The 18,791-nt window shown below is 38.3% G+C and carries 18 protein-coding genes and 1 other RNA gene; 7 read left to right on the forward strand and 12 right to left on the reverse strand.

The features are described from left to right. Window positions 1-58 precede the first annotated feature (58 nt). The 3 genes from TR08_RS10415 to TR08_RS31895 all read right to left on the reverse strand — a co-directional run bounded on the left by TR08_RS10415 (window position 59) and on the right by TR08_RS31895 (window position 1,210). On the reverse strand, window positions 59-424 hold the full coding sequence (locus TR08_RS10415) for a TadE/TadG family type IV pilus assembly protein (RefSeq protein WP_045518054.1): 366 nt from the start codon (window positions 422-424) through the stop codon (window positions 59-61). Then, on the reverse strand, window positions 424-948 hold the full coding sequence (locus tag TR08_RS10420; protein ID WP_045518056.1) for an A24 family peptidase: 525 nt from the start codon (window positions 946-948) through the stop codon (window positions 424-426). The genes TR08_RS10415 and TR08_RS10420 overlap by 1 nt, the downstream gene beginning before the upstream one ends. A gap of 85 nt (window positions 949-1,033) precedes the next feature. After that, complete coding sequence (locus tag TR08_RS31895; RefSeq protein WP_152597386.1) at window positions 1,034-1,210, reverse strand: Flp family type IVb pilin; 177 nt, start codon at window positions 1,208-1,210, stop codon at window positions 1,034-1,036. Window positions 1,211-1,449: 239 nt separating this feature from the next. Here TR08_RS31895 and TR08_RS10425 point away from each other — a divergent pair, with 239 nt between their 5' ends. The 4 genes from TR08_RS10425 (at window position 1,450) to TR08_RS10440 (ending at window position 6,113) form a co-directional block, all read left to right on the forward strand. Further along, window positions 1,450-1,788: a DUF192 domain-containing protein gene (locus TR08_RS10425; protein ID WP_045518057.1), complete on the forward strand. Its 339-nt coding sequence runs from the start codon at window positions 1,450-1,452 to the stop codon at window positions 1,786-1,788. A gap of 96 nt (window positions 1,789-1,884) precedes the next feature. After that, window positions 1,885-2,961 (forward strand): Tad domain-containing protein, encoded by a 1,077-nt coding sequence (locus TR08_RS10430; RefSeq protein WP_045518059.1) that lies wholly within the window; start codon window positions 1,885-1,887, stop codon window positions 2,959-2,961. A gap of 142 nt (window positions 2,962-3,103) precedes the next feature. Continuing rightward, window positions 3,104-4,051 (forward strand): Tad domain-containing protein, encoded by a 948-nt coding sequence (locus tag TR08_RS10435; RefSeq protein ID WP_045518061.1) that lies wholly within the window; start codon window positions 3,104-3,106, stop codon window positions 4,049-4,051. 175 nt (window positions 4,052-4,226) lie between these two features. Continuing rightward, window positions 4,227-6,113, forward strand: a complete 1,887-nt coding sequence (locus TR08_RS10440) for a vWA domain-containing protein (RefSeq protein ID WP_052427411.1) — start codon at window positions 4,227-4,229, stop codon at window positions 6,111-6,113. Here the strand turns inward: TR08_RS10440 and TR08_RS10445 are convergent. Beyond that, on the reverse strand, window positions 6,079-6,372 hold the full coding sequence (locus tag TR08_RS10445) for a hypothetical protein (protein ID WP_193747712.1): 294 nt from the start codon (window positions 6,370-6,372) through the stop codon (window positions 6,079-6,081). The genes TR08_RS10440 and TR08_RS10445 overlap by 35 nt on opposite strands. Window positions 6,373-6,586: 214 nt before the next feature. On the opposite strand from TR08_RS10445, the gene TR08_RS10450 reads away from it, so the two are divergent. Then, window positions 6,587-7,051, forward strand: a complete 465-nt coding sequence (locus tag TR08_RS10450; RefSeq protein ID WP_045518064.1) for a hypothetical protein — start codon at window positions 6,587-6,589, stop codon at window positions 7,049-7,051. 125 nt (window positions 7,052-7,176) lie between these two features. On the opposite strand, the gene TR08_RS10455 is transcribed toward TR08_RS10450, so the two are convergent. From TR08_RS10455 to TR08_RS10465, 3 genes are read right to left on the reverse strand one after another with little or no spacing between them, the layout of a single operon-like run. Beyond that, entirely contained in the window at window positions 7,177-7,524 is a 348-nt protein-coding gene (locus TR08_RS10455; protein ID WP_052427412.1) for a 2Fe-2S iron-sulfur cluster-binding protein, read from the reverse strand. Next, on the reverse strand, window positions 7,524-8,372 hold the full coding sequence (locus TR08_RS10460) for a family 1 encapsulin nanocompartment shell protein (protein WP_045518066.1): 849 nt from the start codon (window positions 8,370-8,372) through the stop codon (window positions 7,524-7,526). Before TR08_RS10460 ends, TR08_RS10455 begins: the two co-directional genes overlap by 1 nt. Window positions 8,373-8,392: 20 nt before the next feature. Further along, window positions 8,393-8,962: an IMEF encapsulin system ferritin-like cargo protein gene (locus TR08_RS10465; protein WP_045518068.1), complete on the reverse strand. Its 570-nt coding sequence runs from the start codon at window positions 8,960-8,962 to the stop codon at window positions 8,393-8,395. A 163-nt stretch (window positions 8,963-9,125) separates the two neighbouring features. On the opposite strand from TR08_RS10465, the gene TR08_RS10470 reads away from it, so the two are divergent. Next, window positions 9,126-9,800 carry a spore coat protein gene (locus TR08_RS10470; protein ID WP_045518070.1) on the forward strand — a complete coding sequence of 225 codons (675 nt, stop codon included), beginning with the start codon at window positions 9,126-9,128 and terminating at the stop codon, window positions 9,798-9,800. Window positions 9,801-10,098: 298 nt separating this feature from the next. Next, window positions 10,099-13,641: a bifunctional 2',3'-cyclic-nucleotide 2'-phosphodiesterase/3'-nucleotidase gene (locus tag TR08_RS10475; RefSeq protein ID WP_045518072.1), complete on the forward strand. Its 3,543-nt coding sequence runs from the start codon at window positions 10,099-10,101 to the stop codon at window positions 13,639-13,641. Between the two features lie 125 nt (window positions 13,642-13,766). On the opposite strand, the gene ssrA is transcribed toward TR08_RS10475, so the two are convergent. The 5 genes from ssrA to secG form a co-directional block, all read right to left on the reverse strand. Continuing rightward, window positions 13,767-14,125: a transfer-messenger RNA gene (gene ssrA / locus TR08_RS30955) on the reverse strand. Window positions 14,126-14,272: 147 nt separating this feature from the next. After that, a complete protein-coding gene (gene smpB, locus TR08_RS10480; protein ID WP_045518074.1) occupies window positions 14,273-14,740 on the reverse strand; it encodes an SsrA-binding protein SmpB in 468 nt (155 codons plus the stop codon). A gap of 87 nt (window positions 14,741-14,827) precedes the next feature. Continuing rightward, window positions 14,828-17,170, reverse strand: a complete 2,343-nt coding sequence (gene rnr, locus TR08_RS10485) for a ribonuclease R (protein ID WP_045518076.1) — start codon at window positions 17,168-17,170, stop codon at window positions 14,828-14,830. A gap of 20 nt (window positions 17,171-17,190) precedes the next feature. Next, window positions 17,191-17,937: an alpha/beta hydrolase gene (locus TR08_RS10490; RefSeq protein WP_045518078.1), complete on the reverse strand. Its 747-nt coding sequence runs from the start codon at window positions 17,935-17,937 to the stop codon at window positions 17,191-17,193. A 138-nt stretch (window positions 17,938-18,075) separates the two neighbouring features. Beyond that, on the reverse strand, window positions 18,076-18,309 hold the full coding sequence (gene secG, locus TR08_RS10495) for a preprotein translocase subunit SecG (protein WP_045518079.1): 234 nt from the start codon (window positions 18,307-18,309) through the stop codon (window positions 18,076-18,078). Window positions 18,310-18,791: the final 482 nt, after the last annotated feature.

Here is an 18,791-nt window from a genome sequence, read left to right on the forward strand (position 1 = left end):
AAAGGTTACTAAAAGGATGCTCCACAGCTCTATTTAGCAATTTTAATAATCTGAAATGTTATTCCACCCTCATTACGGTATTATCTGTTAGTGTTATGGGTCCAACAATACCTCCAATTAATGGGGTCAGAAATGTAACGTCATAGGTAATGGTTACAGTTACATCAGTTCCTGATGGCCTAGCTTCTGGGGTGACGGTGACATCAGTTAAATCAATACCAACTGCCTTTTCCGTTGCAGCATCAATAACATCTTCATTCCCTTTTCCTATGCTTGCTTCGCGTGCAGCCTCTCTTCCAGCATGATCAATGGTTAAGTACGCATGAAAAATTCGCCCAAAATCAACAATTCCAAACAACAGAAGCATTAATAGAGGAAGAATCAGTGCAAATTCAACAAGGGATTGGCCTTTTTCAGATTTCATCAAAATCCACCCCACACAAGTGTACAAAAAGTTCCTAAAACAATGGCAACTCCATAAGGGAATTCTACTCTACTTTTTTTCTCTTTCGAAAAAATTATTGAACCCAGATTGCTCCTAAAAAATATAATAAAAAAGAATGACTTAATATTAATAAATAATGATTTCATGGTATTAATAAAACCATATGTTTTAAAAATTAATAGAATTGAAATAACTCCTCCAAACAAAGCTGTATAAATAAAAGAATAAAAAACAAAACTGGTTCCCATTAGAGCGCCAATTGCCGCCATAAGTTTTACATCTCCCGCTCCCATCCCACCTAATAAATATGGAATCAATAAAAGAACTAGCCCGACTAGAAATCCTTGACCACTATATAAAAACCCTTCGAACCCTGATGTAAATATATAAAAAACTAATCCAAAAACGATAGTAGGCAAAGTAATGATATTTAATATCTTCCTTGATTTGATATCAGTAATTAGGCAAATAAAAAGGACAATTATTAAGATGATATTTTCCAATATAAGTTTCCCCCTCTCTTAAAAATAAGCCCTGCTTCTCTTTTAGAAAAAGCAGGGGTTTTTAATATTTATTAAAAATTAATTATTATTCTCCACCAGGAGTTTCAGTAAACGAAATTCCCTCGAATAGTGCTACAATTTTATCCTTAAAAGCAGCAAGTGCCAAAATACACCCAACAGCAATCAACCCAATAATCAACCCGTACTCAGTTAATGCTTGCCCTTCTTCTTCAACAACTAAATTCTTTAATTTTTGTAACATTTTGTTACCTCCTACTATTTTTAGTATTTTGTTTCGTTCTATATTAAGAACTTAAATTAAATATATACCGCACTAAAAGATTTGAAAATGTCCATTTTTGTTCGTTTTGACGAATTTTTATGGATTAATCTCCCTTTTTCTCTATTATTCTAATTATTTCTTTGTTTTTTGTACTTTTTTAAGAACAAAAAAGTTTACTATAATGAACTTACTGAAAACAAAACGAAAGGAGCTATTATATGAAAGGAAAGACTATCATAATCCCTTTTCAGATAATGATGGCGGATTCTTTTTTTACCAGGTTAAAAGGATTAATGTTTCGGAAGGATCCTATTAAGGATGAAGGACTTTGGATTGTGCCTTGTAATGCTGTGCATATGTTCTTTATGAAGTTTCCTATTGATATCGTCCTTCTTAACAAACAAAATGAGGTCGTAGCCGTACATCAAGATTTAAAGCCATGGAGAATAACGAAACCAGTTAAAACTGCCCACTCAACTCTGGAACTTCCAGTTGGATCTATTAAGAAGTTAGGAATTGGTACAGGCGATAATATACATTGTTCAGTTTTTAAATAAGTTTCTACCTAATATAGTTAAAAGAAAATTACTCTGTACAAAGAACAATAATAGTATTAATATTCTTTATAGAGAACGAACGAAGGAGGTCTATTATTGTTTAAAAAATTACTCGTAGAACAAAAAGGACAATCTTTGGTCCTTACTGCTATATTTTTAGCTGTATTAATAGGGTTTGCTGGGTTAGCTATTGATGGTGGAAGGTTATATCTTGCAAAATCACAACTGCAAAAGGCTGTTGATGCTGGCGTGCTTGCTGGAGCAGATGCATTGTTAGATAACAAAAAAACGAGTACTGTTTTCGATCATTCTATTGCGGTAGGAAAAGCTGAAACTATAGCAATAAATAACTACAATAATGATAATGTCTCTTATATTGCTAAATCAGAACTTGATTCTGGTAAAAAGGTGAATTATGTACAGGTTAACGGGGAAGAAGATGTAACGCTGTTGTTAATGCCTGTCTTAGGAATAAAAAATACAACCGTGGTTTCAGCAGTAGCAAGAGTAGATATTGGTGAAATAGTAAAGGCCAATAAAGGCGCAATTATTCCAATAGGGGTTAATGGGAATGAACTATGCAAGAAACTTAAGGCTGGTGACCTAACTTTTCAACTAATAGAAGAATCTGGTGATGCTGATAAAGGGAATTTCAACTTTTTGGATTTCTCTTCATTAGAGCCAGGTAGTAAACCACCTCAAAAGGAACCAGTACCAGTAGCCGATAGCGGGGATTGTGGTGAAGAAGAAGAAGAAGATACAAGTGATGGGGATAAGCATAACGGTGGTGGGAAAGGCAGTGGCAAGGGTGGCGGCAACGGCGGAGGCAATGGTGGCGCTGCTGCAGTAGGAGATTATATAGAAAATGGTTCCCCTGCACCAATGGAGGTAGGGCAGTTAATAGAAACAAAAACGGGTGTTCCAATAAAAAGTAACACTATTTTACCCAAAATAAAAGCTAAAATTGGAACGATTGTATATATACCTATAATTAGTGAGTTTGGATCAGGTAAAAGCACTGTTATGATTCTAGGATTTGCTGCTTTTGAAATACTATCTCTTTCCGATGACGAAAAAACAATTAATGCAAGATTCATAGAAAAAATTGTTCCTGGCGAAATTGGCGATGTTCCGATTGAATATATACCGATCGTTTCTAAATTAATTTTATAAAACTTTTTTATATTTTTTGCACGAATTACACAGAATCTTTTTATTTTTCCCTAATTGAATATTGTTTAAATGACAGTTAAAATAATTCTATATAGCGAACATAATCGTGCTTTTTTAGATATTGCAGTATGGGGGTGAAGTGATGATAAAAAAGCTGATAGTAGAAGAGAAAGGGCAATCCATGGTTCTAGTTGCTGTTTTTTTGGTGGCACTGATTGGGTTTGCAGGTTTAGCAATTGATGGGGGAAAACTTTATTTAGCCAAATCCGAGCTTCAAAAAGCGGTTGATGCTGGAGCACTTGCAGGTGCTGATTCTCTAATAGACACCTTGGTGGTGCGACCGGTAACCGATAGTGATTATACTGATGCTGAAGGTGTCGCAAAGGGAGTTACAGAAAATAATTATCCGGATGGTACTTTTAACTATGATGCTTTTCGTGAAGAAGCAGATTACGTTGAAGTTTCCGGTGAAGAACAAGTTTCTATGATGTTAATGCAAGTTCTAGGTTTTAATGACACATTAGTAAATGCTGTTGCAAAAGTTAAAATCGCAGAGGTAAAATCCTATGGCAAAGGAAAAGTTATTCCGGTAGGTATCCATCTGGAGAAAGACCTACTATTTGGACAACCTTTGGATTTCACATTAGGACCAGTTGATATAATCGCACAACCTGGCGAGGCAATCGATCCGGGCTGGTATGGCTATCTCGATTTTTCTTCTATAGATCCTGATAAGGCAAACCAAGGAACAAAAGATCTTACCGGATATATAGCAGATGGTTCTCCTGTAGACATCTCTATCGACGATGAAATTGAAATTCGTGAAGGAACACCCAAAACTCCTGTTAGTAAGGCTATTACAGACTTGATTGGACAGATTGTTTATGTGCCAATAGTTGGTGATGTCCATGTATCAGAAGAGACAGGAGCAAAGGTAGTAACGGTTGAAGGGTTTGCTGTATTTAAATTAACTGGCTATGACAAAGATACACATACAATAAAAGCTGAATTTCAAAGAAAGATTCTTCCAGGTGAAATTGGTGATGAAACCTCAGATTATGGAACTTTTATTTCTAAACTAATTCAGTAGAATCATTATTTCAGTTATGATGACTCCATTCAACCTGTAAACCGAATGGTGATTGCGCGTAAAAAAATGACTCTGGTTAATGAGGTATAAAATGAAGAATTTGATGAAAAGACTGTTTTATATAACGAACAATTCATTCTACCTAATGATTCCATAATATGGAGGTGGTACCAAGGTGTTGAAAACGAAGATTAGTATTTTAATCATGCTCATTTATTTATTCTCACTGACGAATTCTTTCCATGTACAAGCTGAAGAATCGTTTATCACCTCTACAAGGATGGAAGGGGTTCTAGTCGTAGATGTAAGTAAGTCCATGTTGACAAGTGATCCGAACAAAATCAGCAATGAAGCCATGAAGATGTTTATTGATATGTCTTCACTTAAAGGGGATAAAATCGGTGTAGTTGCTTATGCAGGTGAGGTGGTTGCCAAAAAGGGCCTTGTTAAGCTGCAGTCAGAAAAAGATAAAAATGACCTTAAAGGATTCATTGACTCACTTGCACCTTTTGCAAATACAGATATCTCGGTTGGGCTACAGGATGCCGTAAAAGCTTTAGACGGCAGTCATGAAAAAGATTATCTTCCACTCATTGTATTACTAGCGGATGGAAACAATGATGTAGATGAAAAAAAGGGTAAAACAATGCAACAAGCAGCAGACGGTCTTAACGTGGCAGTCGCTGACGCCAAGGCTAAGGGTTACCCAATCTATGTGATTGGCTTAAACGAGGATGGAACCCTCAATAAAGATATCCTTCAAAACATTGCCAGCACCACGAACGGTAAATTTTTCGAAACGAGCAGTGCCGATGATTTGCCTGGAATCCTAAGTGAGATTTTTGCCGATCATTTAAAATTAAAAGTCGTTCCGGTTGATGAGCATATCGGGAAAGGTGATTTCCAAGATATCACTCTCACTATTCCAAATTCAAATATAGTAGAAGCAAACCTATCGCTCGTCTCTAACCAGCCAGTAGAAGTAAAATTAATCGACCCTTCCGGCAGCGAACAAACCTTACCGTCAGATAAAAATCTTCTTACAAAATCTAAGTCTTACTCAATGATAAAGATGATTAATCCAATTCCAGGTGATTGGACATTGAAGATAAAAGGTGTTCCAGAAGATAAAATTGATATCAATTTCGTATTCAACTATGATTTACAGCTCACACTTTCATCTATTGTAAATAAGTATTATAAAACAGGGGATACCATCAAGGTTGAGGCATTCTTTGAGGATAATGGCAACCAAATTGTAAACAAAGATCTTTATAAAACAATGAATTCCTCTCTCTTCGTAAAGGATCTTGGGACAGGGCAAACAAAGGAAATCCCATTAGTAGCAGATGAGCGGGGGTTTACTGGCGAATTTACGATTGGTAATTCGGAAAACTATGAAATAATGGTAAAAGCCGAAGGCAGCAGCTTTTACCGAGAAACGTCTGTGCAACAAATTAAGGTAGCAAAGGTGGTGGCAGCTTCACCTGCAGCAGTAAATGCGAGTCCGCAGGAAGAATCTCAGCTTCCCCCTTGGATGTATGCTGCACTCATTTTGTTCGTAGCTATTCTATTGATTATTCCTATCCATTACTATTCTAAAAATAGAAGGAAAGTAAAAAGTGGTTTCATCGAGCAAACAACAGCGGCCCCTGCCTTCACCTTAACCTCTGGTAAGAGGAAAAGAAATCGAGGCTTTTACGGACAAATTGTTATTGAAATTAAAGACGAAGAAACAGGAGAACTTTCCCAACCACAATTTGAAAAATTAAGAGCTTTTAAAGGAGAATTCTGTTTACGGGAGCTGTTTAAGCTAACTCAAGAATTCATCGAAACGGATCAAATCAATTTCGTACCACTTACAGATTTTGCGTTACTGCTCTTTAATAAATCAAACTGTGTGATTGAAATGAACGGTGTGATGATGGGGGAGGAATACCACCGATTTAGACCCAACGATAAGCTGTGCATCTTTTTAAAAGAAGCGAATAAATCGATTTATATTCAGATCATCGGTTTAGAAAAAATTAAGCATCAAGTACAGAAGCTAAAACAAGCATAAGAAAAAGGCGATGGATTTCTAGTAAATAGAGATTCATCGCCTTTTTTAGGTATATATAAAGTACCATAACTCGGTAAGATTCGAAGTGTAGATTTTCTACTTTTAGTAAATCTTTATTAAAAAATTTGATATCAGGATCTGCTGTATTATCGTGTAACTGGAATAGCAGTCTTTCTAAATATGGTGAGGGGATAATATGTTGCTTACTTTCCCAAGTGTATAAAAGCTGTTTCAAGTACTTATGATAATCATTATTCATTTTCGTGCCTCCTGCAAATAACATCATAAAGACTATATGCGGGTGCACATATTTCGGTAACTTAATTGGCTTTTTGTCTAAGAATTGGTAAGATTTACTACTAGGTATTTTCATACAAACGTCAAAATTAGACACTTCCTTCCATTGACAATGATTCTCATTCTCTATAAAATAATCTATATAAGCTGATTCGGAAAAAAGGGGGATCAACAACATGTTTAACATGCTATTTGGGCTTAAGGATATTCACACGGTTATTGCAAATCAACGTAAAATTGGCGGTGCTGCAGAAGCCGATTCCATACGCCTTTCTTCGGGCGATACCTATCTAAACCCAGTGTTTACAAATGTTGATTTCTCCAAAGGACAATATGTTTCTGTTGGATTTATTGATGGAGAAGGACAAAACATTATTGCCCATGTCGACCAAATTGCAGTCATAAAAGGATTAGAGCATAAATTAATCTGCCAGCTAAATAACGCATATATTAAACAAATGCTCGTCCGGGAAACTTTACAATACTTACAAAAGCTATGTGAAGTAAATGCTGGATTTGTAACAAAAACCTTTAAAAAAGAAGCACTTAGACTTGTTCAGGATATTAGTGTAAATGAATTAAACAACCACAATATTTCACTGCCATTCCCAGTTGAAGACAAACTTGTTAAATTAGCATAATAAAAACGAGGTCCAATAAAATGGACCTCGTTTTTTTGGGTAGTGAGGAATATTCCCGCCAGAATTCGAGTGAATCTCGCGCGTTTCACCAATAATCCCGCGAGCTGGACTTTTGAAAGGATTTTTTAAAGTATTTCTGCCTGACACGCCAAACGATGTCCGTTTGTTAGTTCATTCTTTAGTTTTTTCTGTTCCTGCTCGTTTGGCGCAGATAATCCCGTACCTTTTATGACTTTGACTGTACACTGTCCGCATGTTCCTTTGCGGCATTTATAATTTATTTGCTTCCCTTGATTCAGGGCTGCGTCCAACAGCTTTCCTTTTACAGGGTGAATTTCAATCTTACTGCCGTTTTGCTCCACGGTGATTTCTTCTGTCTTGATTTTTTTGCTCTTGGTCGGTACTGCCACCTGCGGTTTTACAATCAGCCTTCCTGGAATTAGGGAACCAACTGTGAATACGCGATTATTCATTAGTCCCCCATTGATTCCAATGTACAAATAGCTGAAGGGCGTTTAATTCGTAAAACGATTGTTTCATAAACACGGAAAGGATGATTCATCCCTTCGACACCTAAGTAAGCAGTATCAAAATCCTCTGATATAGCAAGGTCTAGATTATTTCTCCCTGTATTAACCAGCACACCCGATTTCCCTTTTAAAACAGGTGATTGAAATACCCCATCGGTAACCAATTCACGAATATGCTCAATTTCTAATACATTGGTATCGCGGTGGACACGATGGATAAGTGAATATAGCTGAGGGGATAGTACAAGTGCAAAGGGTCCATTGTGATTCATTTCAAGCAGCTTATTCCTTGCATCGACAATATCCTGAAAAGCATTTCCAGATTCAAACCATTCACCAATTAAATGTGTTAAACGGCCAGGTACATTCATTAAACCTGGAATGTCAAATTCCTTGGCTCCATGGAATATCATTTGATCTTCTAGAATCGCTACATCTCGGGCAGCATTGGCTGCGGCTGAAAAGTCAATAGGGATATCTAATACCTTTGCCTGCTCTAGGTCACGCCAGTATAAAACGAAGTCTTTATATAGTAAAGGAATGGTATAGTTCACCCTTTTACTTGTCTCAATATCTGTATCGAAGGATCCCTGAAAATCCATTTTTGCTTCTAGATTTTCTGCAAATATGTCATTAAAAATACTTTGTACGCCTCTTCCAAGCGGACCATATAGTTCAATAAAGCGGCGCCCGACCAATTGCCTCCTGGCAGCATCGATGACGGTTTGATCCAACTGAGTAAACTCTTGATTCGATAATGGTGAATCCGGGTATAAATGTATTTTGTTCATTAGTCTATCCTCTCATTTCCTTAGATTAAGCTTCCCACCGTAAAGCCCCTTCTCTGTTTAGTCTGAGGCGTATGGGTTTCTACCGTTGTAGCTGTTGATCGGTCTAAATGATCATGATCCTCATCGTGATGGGCATGTGGGTCTACATAATTGGTATCAAATCGACTATTAATTTCAATTAGCATTTGTTTTACCTGCTGATAATCCTTATACGAAACTTCCCTTAAGCTTTTTAACATCGTACTTCGCTCTTCATCCGTAAATCGAAAAAGGGCTAAATCTAAGTGTTCGACGAAATTATGTAAACCGAATTTTTCAAGATTAAGTTCTTGTAAAAGTCGATTAAATTCATTGTTGGTTGGGGAAAAATCTTTCTCGTCTTTTACTTGTTGAAATTTACTAATAAGCGGTATAAGTACAACTAGACGGGATAAACGCTGTTCTTCTTCTTCATAAATATGGTGATAATACAGTCTCTCATGTTCGTCGGTGGCATTTTGAATGACCGGGTCAAGCATATTCATAAATTTCTCGATCGCATCTTTGGTAGTCGTAAATATTTGAAAAAAAATCTTTAACTCTTCCTGCACTGCCTGCACCTCCTAATACTCACTACCTGTCATTATTGACGTAGAATTTCTTTTCTAAAACCTTAATGTTACAATCTTCTGAACAAATTGGTTTAGTGAATAACTCTGGTTGATTGATACATAATAACAATGGCTAATATTAATCGATTAGGAGGAGAAGTATATGATGCAAAATCAGCAAGGTCAACAAGGACAAATGCATCAAAATATGCATGTCGGTAATGTGCCATCGCAGCTTAATCATGGTGGACATGAGGTATTTGATTTACATGAAGTATTAGGAGCATCAATTGGTACATTAAATTCGTATTTGTTATTACGTCAACATGTAAAAGATCCTGAATTACTCGACATTCTTGACCGCCAATATAAATTTATGCAGGATGAATACAATATCACAGTGGAGTGTTTCAGGTCAGGACAAAATCCTTCCCATCCTACTTCTAGGTATGAAATGAAGCAAGGCAATGACTTCATCTACGGTATGAAGCCAACTCAGCCAAAAAAACCTTGGCAATCGGTGTCTGAGGTAAATGATGAATACATTTCAAGCTGTATGCTGGGCTCCTGCAAATCTGGCGCTTCGATGAAAACCATGGCAGCACTAGAAACAACCAATCCAGTTGTTCGCCGCGTGCTTGCTGATTCGGTACCTAATTGCATTGAAATGGGTTATGAACTTTCTATTTATCAAAATAAACATCATTACTATCAAGTGCCGCAGCTTGCAGAGACTGACATGAATCAGTACAGAAATGCATTCGCACCTGCACAAGGCCAAGCAACGGGACAACAAATGGGTCAAATGCACATGCCAAATAATAACCTACCTCATTAACAAAAAAACGTTATCCTTTCAATAAGGATAACGTTTTTTTTTACTATTAACTTAATCCCCGCATTTAGTAAAAATGCTTCTCCTCTTTTAGACCTATGACTTTTTCCCCTTACGTAACGAATAGAACTTTTTTATTATTAGGAAGGCATGTCCCAAAAGTGCAAAATTTTTACAAATAGAAGGATCGTACTTGTTCTTAATTAGGCACAATGACACTCGTTTTCTTCTTTGAAATTTTTCTTGGGGAGATTCTGCTGTTTTTCGTAGTAAAAAATACTATATTACTAGGAAGGTGACCATGTTGAAAAAGAAACCATTACGGAGTGCAAAGAAAATTTTAACATCATCTCTTGCTGTAACACTTCTTGTATTTCCATTCCTTTCATCAACTCAAGTAAATGCAGCACCGAAAACAGATAAAAATCCTGTTTTAGAACTTCGGCTCATGGAAACAACAGATCTACATACAAATCTACTAAGCTACGACTATTACAAAAATGCAGAGTATCTAAAAGTTGGCTTAGCAAGTACAGCAGCTCTTGTAAAATCTGCTCGTGCTGAAGTAGAAAACAGTGTATTGGTTGATAATGGTGACTTAATTCAAGGAACTCCATTAGGAACGTATAAGGCAAAAATTGATCCACTTGAAGATGGAGAAGTTCACCCAGTATTTAAAGCGATGAACCGAATGGACTATGATATTGCTACATTAGGTAACCACGAGTTTAACTATGGTCTCGACTTTCTAGAAGAAGCATATGATGATGCGAATTTTCCTGTTGTCAATGCCAACGTCTATGTAGATGATAATGACAATAATCCTGATAATGACCAAAATAAATTTACCCCTTTTAAAATCGTCAACAAAAAAGTCGTTGATGAAAAGGGGAAAAAACATGTTATAAAGGTTGGGTTTATCGGTTTTGCCCCTCCACAGATTAACGAGTGGGATAAAGCTAATCTAGATGGGAAAGTAATCACAAAAGGCATCGTAGAGACAGCAAAAAAATTCCTGCCGCAAATGAGAGAAGAGGGTGCCGATCTAATCGTTGCGATGACACACTCTGGCTTTAGCGGCAATAAGGAAAACACAGAAGATGTCATTTATGCATTAAGTGAAGTCCCTGGAATCGATGCGATTACATTCTCGCATACACATAAATTATTCCCGGCAAAAACAGATGCAGCGCTTGATGGTTTATTTAAAGGTGCTGACGGTAAACCGCTTCCTGGTGTAGACAATGCGAAAGGAACCATAAACGGCGTTCCAGCGGTACAAGCTGGATACGGTGGCGGTTCATTAGGAATTATCGACCTTGACCTTGTAAAAGTAAAAGGTAAATGGTCTGTAGTAGATTCTCAATCTTCAACACGTGAGATTTCTTCGCCAACACAAGTTAAGCCTGTTCAATCCATCGTTGATGCAGTTATGGCTGACCATGAAGCAACGATAAATTACGTAAATACTCCAATTGGAAAAACAACAGATGACATTCACAGTTATTTCTCACTGGTACAAGATGATCCTTCCATCCAAGTAGTGACTAATGCACAAAAATGGTATGTCGAAAAGTACATTACCCAAAGCAAGCCGGAATATCAGGACCTGCCTATCCTTTCAGTTGGTGCTCCATTCAAGGCCGGCCGTAATGGTGTGGCCGAGTATACCGAAATCCAAGCAGGTGATTTAACCATACGCAGTGCAGGAGACTTGTACTTGTATGACAATACATTGAAAGCGGTCAAAGTTAAAGGCTCAGTGGTTAAAGAGTGGATTGAAATGACTGCTGGGAAGTTCAATACCATTGACCCTAATAAAACAGAAGAACAACCATTATTAAATCCAGCGTTCCAAGTTTTTAACTTCGATGTCATTGATGGAGTTCAATATCAAATTGATGTCACAGCTCCAGCAAAATATGATCCATCCGGAAATGTGATTAACCCAGAATCCAGCCGTGTGGTTAACTTGACTTATAACGGCCAGCCTGTGGATCCAAATCAAGACTTTATTGTTGTTACAAATAACTATCGTGCTGGCGGCGGCGGTAACTTCCCAGGAGTAAAAGGAAGCGAATTGGTCGTTGACTCTGCTGATGAAAACCGTCAAATTTTGATGGATTATATCACTGAGATGAAGGAAATCACTCCAACTGCTGATAATAACTGGTCAATTGCACCAATCCCTGGTGATGTGAACGTAACGTTTACTACCTCACCAGTTGCCAAGAAATATACCACTGAAGGCGGCAATATTTCCTATACTGGAAAAACAGATTCCGCTGGCTTTGGTATTTTTAAATTAGACATTGGTTTCACTCCTGTTAATATTCAGCTTCTTGGCTTAAACGATTTACACGGTCAGCTTGATACGGATACAAAATTAAAAAGAGATGGCCAAGATGTATTGGCTGGAAGTATGGAATACACAGCTGCTGCAATCAAGCAACGTGAAGCTACAAACGAAAATACACTTCTTGTCCACTCAGGTGATATGATTGGCGGAAGTCCGCTTGTTTCAGCATTGTTCCAAGATGAGCCAACTGTAGAGGTCATGGAAGCAATGGGCTTTGATGTCGGAACTCTTGGCAACCATGAGTTTGACGAGGGAATTGCAGAATTACGCCGAATGATCAATGGTGGTGACCATCCAGCTGGAAAAGGTACTGAAGACTATGACGGAATGAATTTCCCAGTTATTGCAGCCAATGCTTTTGACAAATCAACAGGTGAATTAATTACAGGTGCACCATACGTAATTAAGGAAGTTGCTGGTCAAAAGATCGGATTTATCGGTGTCGTTACACAAGAAACTCCTGATATGATAGTGACTAAAGGAAATGAAAATCTTCAAATTACTGACGAAGCAGAAGCAATTAACAAGTATACTGCAGAGTTAAAAGATCAAGGTATTGAAGCAATTGTAGTTTTAGCGCATAACCCTACTAGTCAAGAAGGCTATACAGATGGATTTGACGCTTCCAGAATTGCTGAAAAAGTAGATGATGAAGTAGATGTTATCTTTGCTGCTCATAACCATGTTTTCAATGATAAAGTAGTAGATAACAAGTTAATTGTTCAAGCATATTCCTATGGTTCGGCATTCTCTGATGTGGATCTAGTAATTAATCCTGAAACGGGAGAGATTGTAAAGAAAGAAGCAGAAGTGGTAACAGTATATCAAGCTGATTACACGCCAGATCCTACTGTTTCAGCGATTATGAAAAAGTACCAAGATTTAGTGGCTCCAATGAAAGAGGAAGTAGTGGGTAGCTCTGCAACTACATTAGCTAAAGCATATCCGTCAACAGCTGGAGAGTTTGCTGATAATGGTCTTGGCAACTTAATTGCTGATGGAATGAAAGCAGCTATGAACACAGATTTTGCCCTAATGAATGGCGGGGGTGTTCGTGCACAGCTTGACGCTGGTGAAGTAACATTCGGGGATTTATTCACCATTCAACCATTTGGGAATGTATTAAATAAAATTAACCTAAGTGGTGCGGATTTAAAAGAAGTATTAAACAAGCAAATTACACCAAAAGGTCTTGACTATCATATTGCTGGGTTCAAGTACACATACACTTGGGATGATACAGCAAAAACAGGTCAGGTTGTTGACATCTTTTTACCGGATGGAAGCAAAATTGACCCAGCCCAAGAGTATTCAGTTGTAGTAAACAATTACATGTATGGTAATGCCAGCTATGGTATTGGTGCCTTAGCAACGGGCTTAGAAGTAGGTCCTGAAGATCTACAAGCAACAGTTGACTATGTAAAAACACTACCATCCCAATTTGAATACAAAGCAGAAGGTCGAATTCAAAAAGTAACACCTTAATAGTTTTAAACTGCAGCCTAACAAAGGAAATTTCTCTTTGTTAGGCTGATTTTCATTTTACTGAATACTTTTTTAAAAATAAAAAAGACCAGTATTTCTACTGATCTTGTTATCCACCTTATGTATGGTGGAGACGGCGGGAATCGAACCCGCGTCCAAAGATATCGGCACTTAAGCTTCTACGAGTGTAGTCGACATATTGGCGCTTCGCTGATCCTTTTGCCTATCGACAGGCGGCCGGTCAGCTAGTCTGGTTGTTCTCTTCCTTCGCCCTCAGACGGTGGACTCCGGCGTAGCCTACTTAGAGTGAGTCCGCTACCCTACCACATAGGCGATGGAGGGGCGAACAGCTATGCAGTATTAAGCTGCGAAAGCTAGGTTGTTGTTAGTTTTGCCAGTTATAGGCGTTGACGTTTTAACGAGGCCGATCCCCTCGACTCGCAACCCAAGCTCGAACTACCCCTGTCGAATCCGTAGCGCCCCCATTATAAAATGTGCTGAAATCTAGTTAAAGATTTTAGCAAGCGTTAGGATGCTCAACAATAGTTTGAGCAAAAGTTTCCGTCGCGTTTCTCAGCGACAAACTTATTATAACACACTGAGCAAATTTTTCAATTGTAATTATTTGTAATTACATCTTTTGTCGATCACGGAATGCTCGCTCAATATCACGTTTTGCCTCTTTTTGCTTCAGAACTTCACGTTTATCATAATTCTTTTTACCCTTTGCTAGTCCTAATAATACCTTTGCAAATCCATTTTTCAGATAAATTTTTAATGGTATTAGTGCATAGCCTGCTTCCCTTGTTTCTCCAAAAAGCTTATTTATTTCGCGCTTATGGAGCAAAAGCTTTCTTTGACGCAATGGATCGTGATTATAGCGATTCCCTTGCTCATACGGACTTACATGCGCATTTAACAAATGCATTTCACCATTATGGATCCTTGCATAGGAATCCTTTAAATTCACTTTTCCAGCACGAATGGACTTGATTTCTGTTCCTTGAAGAACAATTCCAGCCTCGTATGTTTCTTCTATAAAGTAATCATGGTATGCTTTTTTATTTTGTGCAACCACTTTCCCTATACCTTTTGGCATGTCTCTCACCTCGTTATGGGTTAATTTTAGCAGAAAACGTTATTCATAACAATTGAAAGAGAGCCTCTAAAAAGGCCCTCTCCTAAATTATCTTTTCTTATTTTTCCGTTTGGTGCTTTTGTTCTTAGGGACATTATCGTAAAACTTCTTTTTCTTTCTCGTACTGCCTTGACCAGTACCTTCTGACTTTTGACCTCCGCGTCCTTCTTGAGCTTTATTGCGGCGCGGCTTTTTCGTATCGCTGCCTGTTTTGAACACCCTAGTAGTCTCTGTACGCTCGCGGCGGGTCCCTTTCATGCCGACGATTTCAAAGTCGATGGAACGTTCATCCTTATTGACTTTTACTACTCTAACAGTAATTTCATCACCGATTCGGAACACATTCCCTGTCCGTTCGCCAATCATCGCAAAATGGCGCTCGTCAAAACGATAGTAATCATCCGTCAAATAACTGACATGAACGAGACCTTCGATCGTATTTGGCAGTTCGACAAACATCCCAAAATTGGTGACTGAGCTGATGATACCGTCGTATTCTTCACCAATTTTGTCTTCCATATATTCAGCTTTCTTTAGTTCATCCGTTTCACGTTCTGCGTCAACAGCTCTACGCTCCATCTTTGATGAATGCTGAGCAATTTCCGGTAATCTTGCATTCCATTTTTCCCTTGTTGTCTCATCGAGCTTTCCTTCAATTAGATACGTCCGGATCAAACGATGAACAATAGTATCTGGATATCGGCGAATTGGCGATGTGAAATGAGTATAAAACTCTGTCGATAGACCAAAGTGTCCTAGGCTTTCTGGATCGTATTTCGCCTGCTGCATGGACCTGAGCATAACGGTCGAAATAACCATCTCTTCCGGCTTACCCTGAACTTCTTCAATAATTTCCTGCAGGGCTCTTGGATGAACGTCATTCGCCGTTCCTTTGACAATGTATCCAAAATTGGTGATAAACTCAAAAAATCTTCTTAGCTTATCTTCTTTCGGATCTTCGTGGATTCGGTAAATAAACGGAACTTCCATCCAGTGAAAATGCTCTGCAACTGTTTCATTAGCAGCAAGCATGAATTCTTCAATTAACCTTTCAGCTATAGAACGCTCGCGCAGAACAACATCAACAGGTTTACTATCATCATCCACCAAGACCTTTGATTCTTTAAAATCAAAATCAATAGCACCGCGCTTCATTCTTTTTTCACGAAGAACTTGAGCTAGTTCTTCCATTAATTCAAACATCGGCACAAGTGAATCGTAGCGACTCCTTGTTTCTTCATCTTTATCAACTAAAATCTTATTTACATCATGATAGGTCATCCGCTCAGTCGTTTTAATGACACTTTGAAAAATCTCATGATTAACCACTTGACCTTCACTGTTGATTTCCATATCACAAGACAATACTAACCGATCAACTTGTGGGTTTAAAGAACAAATACCATTGGATAAACGGTGGGGGATCATCGGAATAACCCTGTCGACTAAATAAACACTGGTTGCCCGTTCTTCCGCCTCAAGGTCAATTGGCGTTCCTTCTTTCACATAATAGCTGACATCTGCAATATGTACGCCAAGCTTATAATTGCCATTTTCAAGCTTGGTCACAGTAACCGCATCATCAAGGTCTTTCGCGTCAGCTCCATCTATAGTGACAATCGTTTCATTTCGTAGATCACGGCGGTTCGCCAATTCGCTTTCATCGATAGTATCAGGGGTCTCATTTGCCTGCTTTAATACTTCATCTGGAAATGCCATCGGCAGACCATGCTTATGAATAACAGAGAGAATATCCACACCAGGATCATTTTTATGTCCAAGAACCGTAATAACTTCTCCTTCAGCACTCTTCCTGCCTTCTGGATAGGTCGTTAATTTGACGACAACTTTATGTCCTTCTACCGCACCTTTTGATGCTGATTTGGGAATAAAAATATCACTAGCAAACTTCTTATCATCTGGAATCACAAAACCAAAGCTTTTGCTTTCTACATAGGTACCAACAATTTGTTGTACTCCACGCTCAAGAATGCGAATAATGCTGCCTTCCCTGCGCTGACCAGAGCTTTCTGATGATATACGGGCAAGTACGGTATCTCCATGCATTGCCGTATTAGTTTCATTTGGTGGAATAAAAATATCGTCCATTCCTGGCTCATCTGGTATCACAAAAGCGAATCCTTTAGCATGACCCGTTAATTTCCCACGAATAAGGTTCATTTTTTGCGGCAAACCATAGCGGTTGCTGCGAGTACGAACTACAAGCCCTTTTTCTTCCATTTGAACAAGCGCTTTTACAAACTCCTTAAAATCACTCGAATCTGAAATACCAAATGCCTCTTCCAGCTCTTGGACTGTTAAAGGTTTGTAAGCCTCATCTTTCATATATTGTAATAGTTTATCAACGTGCAGTTGAATATTATCTTCCAATAAAATCCCTCCTCAAAGGATTAGTTCTGCCAATCTAATTTTTCTAAAAAGGCGTAAATATCTTCATGAAGCTGATCACGTTCTTTATCTAACGTGATAACATGTCCTGATTCCTCATACCATTTTATTTCCTTCATTACAGACTCTACTTCATTGTAAATTATGTTTGCACTTTCTGTGTTTATCATTTTGTCATGACTAGCTTGAACGACAAATGTTGGAGCATAGATCATATCAACATGATTACGGACGTCAGAAATTAATGATTGAAGCTCTTTTAAGGTCTTCATCGGCGTTTTCGCAAACTCATTCATTTCCAATTCGATTTGTTCTTCGGTTTTCCCTTCCCGTACCTTATATTCACGGGCGTACTCGAGAATTCCTTGATACATCACTTCTTCACTTTTTATATACATAGGTGCACACATCGGAACAATACCTTTTATAGGTACAGTGTAACCCAATTTTAAGGAAAATACGCCGCCAAGCGAAAGTCCTCCAACTGCAATTTCTGCATGTCCTTGATTTTTCAAAAAATTATAGCCATTTATGACGTCCTGCCACCAATCTGCTGGACCAGTATGCACAAGTTCCTCTGGGGGGACTCCATGCCCTTTGTAGTGAGGGGCATGACAGGTATAGCCCTTTTTTTCTAAAAAGCGTCCCAACATCCGAACATCAGCCGAATTACCTGTAAATCCATGAAGCAATAGAATCGCTCGTTTTCCTCCTTTAAAGGTAAAAGGCTTCGGTGTAGCAATTTTCATAGTAAAAACTCCTTCAACTCTAATCAAAATCCATTATCTTAGTTTAAGCAAACTAATGGGTAACATTCCAGAAAAAAGCCTTCGATTTTTGTGCATTAAAAAAAACCTGACATAAACCAGGTTTTTGAGCATTCTTTATTAAACTTCGAAGTATGCAACTAAGATTGCAAGAATAATGAAAAGAACTGCTAATACTACAGTAATACGATGTAGAATCAAATCAAGTCCACGTGCTTTTTGCTTACCGAATAATGTTTCTGCACCACCTGAAATGGCACCAGATAATCCAGCACTTTTACCTGATTGCAATAAAACAACAAGAATAAGTCCAATACTAACGATTACTAATAATGTAACAACCAATGCATGCATGTAAGCCACCTCCTGTTTGTTCGTACATTTCACAGTATTTTAAATGTACCATATTATTGCCCTTTTAACAATACTAGTGTTTGTGTCAGCCTATAGGAATTTACCTAAAGATGGATGAGACCATTCCAAACTAGATCCCCCTCTGGGGTGACCATGGACCCTTTTCTTTTTGTATTTCGGTCACTCCAGCACCCTTGGAGTGACCGTGAACTCTCTTCTTTTTGTATTTCGGTCACTCCAGCACCCTTGGAGTGACCGTGAACTCTCTTCTTTTTATGTTTCGGTCACTCCAGCACCCTTGGAGTGACCGTGAACTCTCTTCTTTTTATGATTCGGTCACTCCAGCACCCTTGGAGTGACCGTGAACTCTCTTCTTTTTATGTTTCGGTCACTCCAGTACCCTTGGAGTGACCGTGAACTCTCTTCTTTTTGTATTTCGGTCACTCCAGCACCCTTGGAGTGACCGTGAACTCTCTTCTTTT

It is taken from the genome of Neobacillus niacini, from assembly GCF_000759675.1.
In the GTDB taxonomy this organism is placed as follows: Bacteria; Bacillota; Bacilli; order Bacillales; family Cytobacillaceae; genus Neobacillus; species Neobacillus niacini_A.

Coding starts and splice junctions, on each gene's coding strand:
- TR08_RS10450 (WP_045518064.1), top strand. CDS start 6,587: ATGTTTAACATGCTATTTGGGCTTAAGGATATTCACACGGTTATTGCA.
- TR08_RS10425 (WP_045518057.1), top strand. CDS start 1,450: ATGAAAGGAAAGACTATCATAATCCCTTTTCAGATAATGATGGCGGAT.
- smpB (WP_045518074.1), bottom strand. CDS start 14,740: ATGCCAAAAGGTATAGGGAAAGTGGTTGCACAAAATAAAAAAGCATAC.
- TR08_RS31895 (WP_152597386.1), bottom strand. CDS start 1,210: ATGTTACAAAAATTAAAGAATTTAGTTGTTGAAGAAGAAGGGCAAGCA.
- TR08_RS10490 (WP_045518078.1), bottom strand. CDS start 17,937: ATGAAAATTGCTACACCGAAGCCTTTTACCTTTAAAGGAGGAAAACGA.
- TR08_RS10415 (WP_045518054.1), bottom strand. CDS start 424: ATGAAATCTGAAAAAGGCCAATCCCTTGTTGAATTTGCACTGATTCTT.
- secG (WP_045518079.1), bottom strand. CDS start 18,309: ATGCATGCATTGGTTGTTACATTATTAGTAATCGTTAGTATTGGACTT.
- TR08_RS10475 (WP_045518072.1), top strand. CDS start 10,099: ATGTTGAAAAAGAAACCATTACGGAGTGCAAAGAAAATTTTAACATCA.
- TR08_RS10455 (WP_052427412.1), bottom strand. CDS start 7,524: ATGAATAATCGCGTATTCACAGTTGGTTCCCTAATTCCAGGAAGGCTG.
- TR08_RS10460 (WP_045518066.1), bottom strand. CDS start 8,372: ATGAACAAAATACATTTATACCCGGATTCACCATTATCGAATCAAGAG.
- TR08_RS10445 (WP_193747712.1), bottom strand. CDS start 6,372: ATGAATAATGATTATCATAAGTACTTGAAACAGCTTTTATACACTTGG.
- TR08_RS10470 (WP_045518070.1), top strand. CDS start 9,126: ATGATGCAAAATCAGCAAGGTCAACAAGGACAAATGCATCAAAATATG.
- TR08_RS10435 (WP_045518061.1), top strand. CDS start 3,104: ATGATAAAAAAGCTGATAGTAGAAGAGAAAGGGCAATCCATGGTTCTA.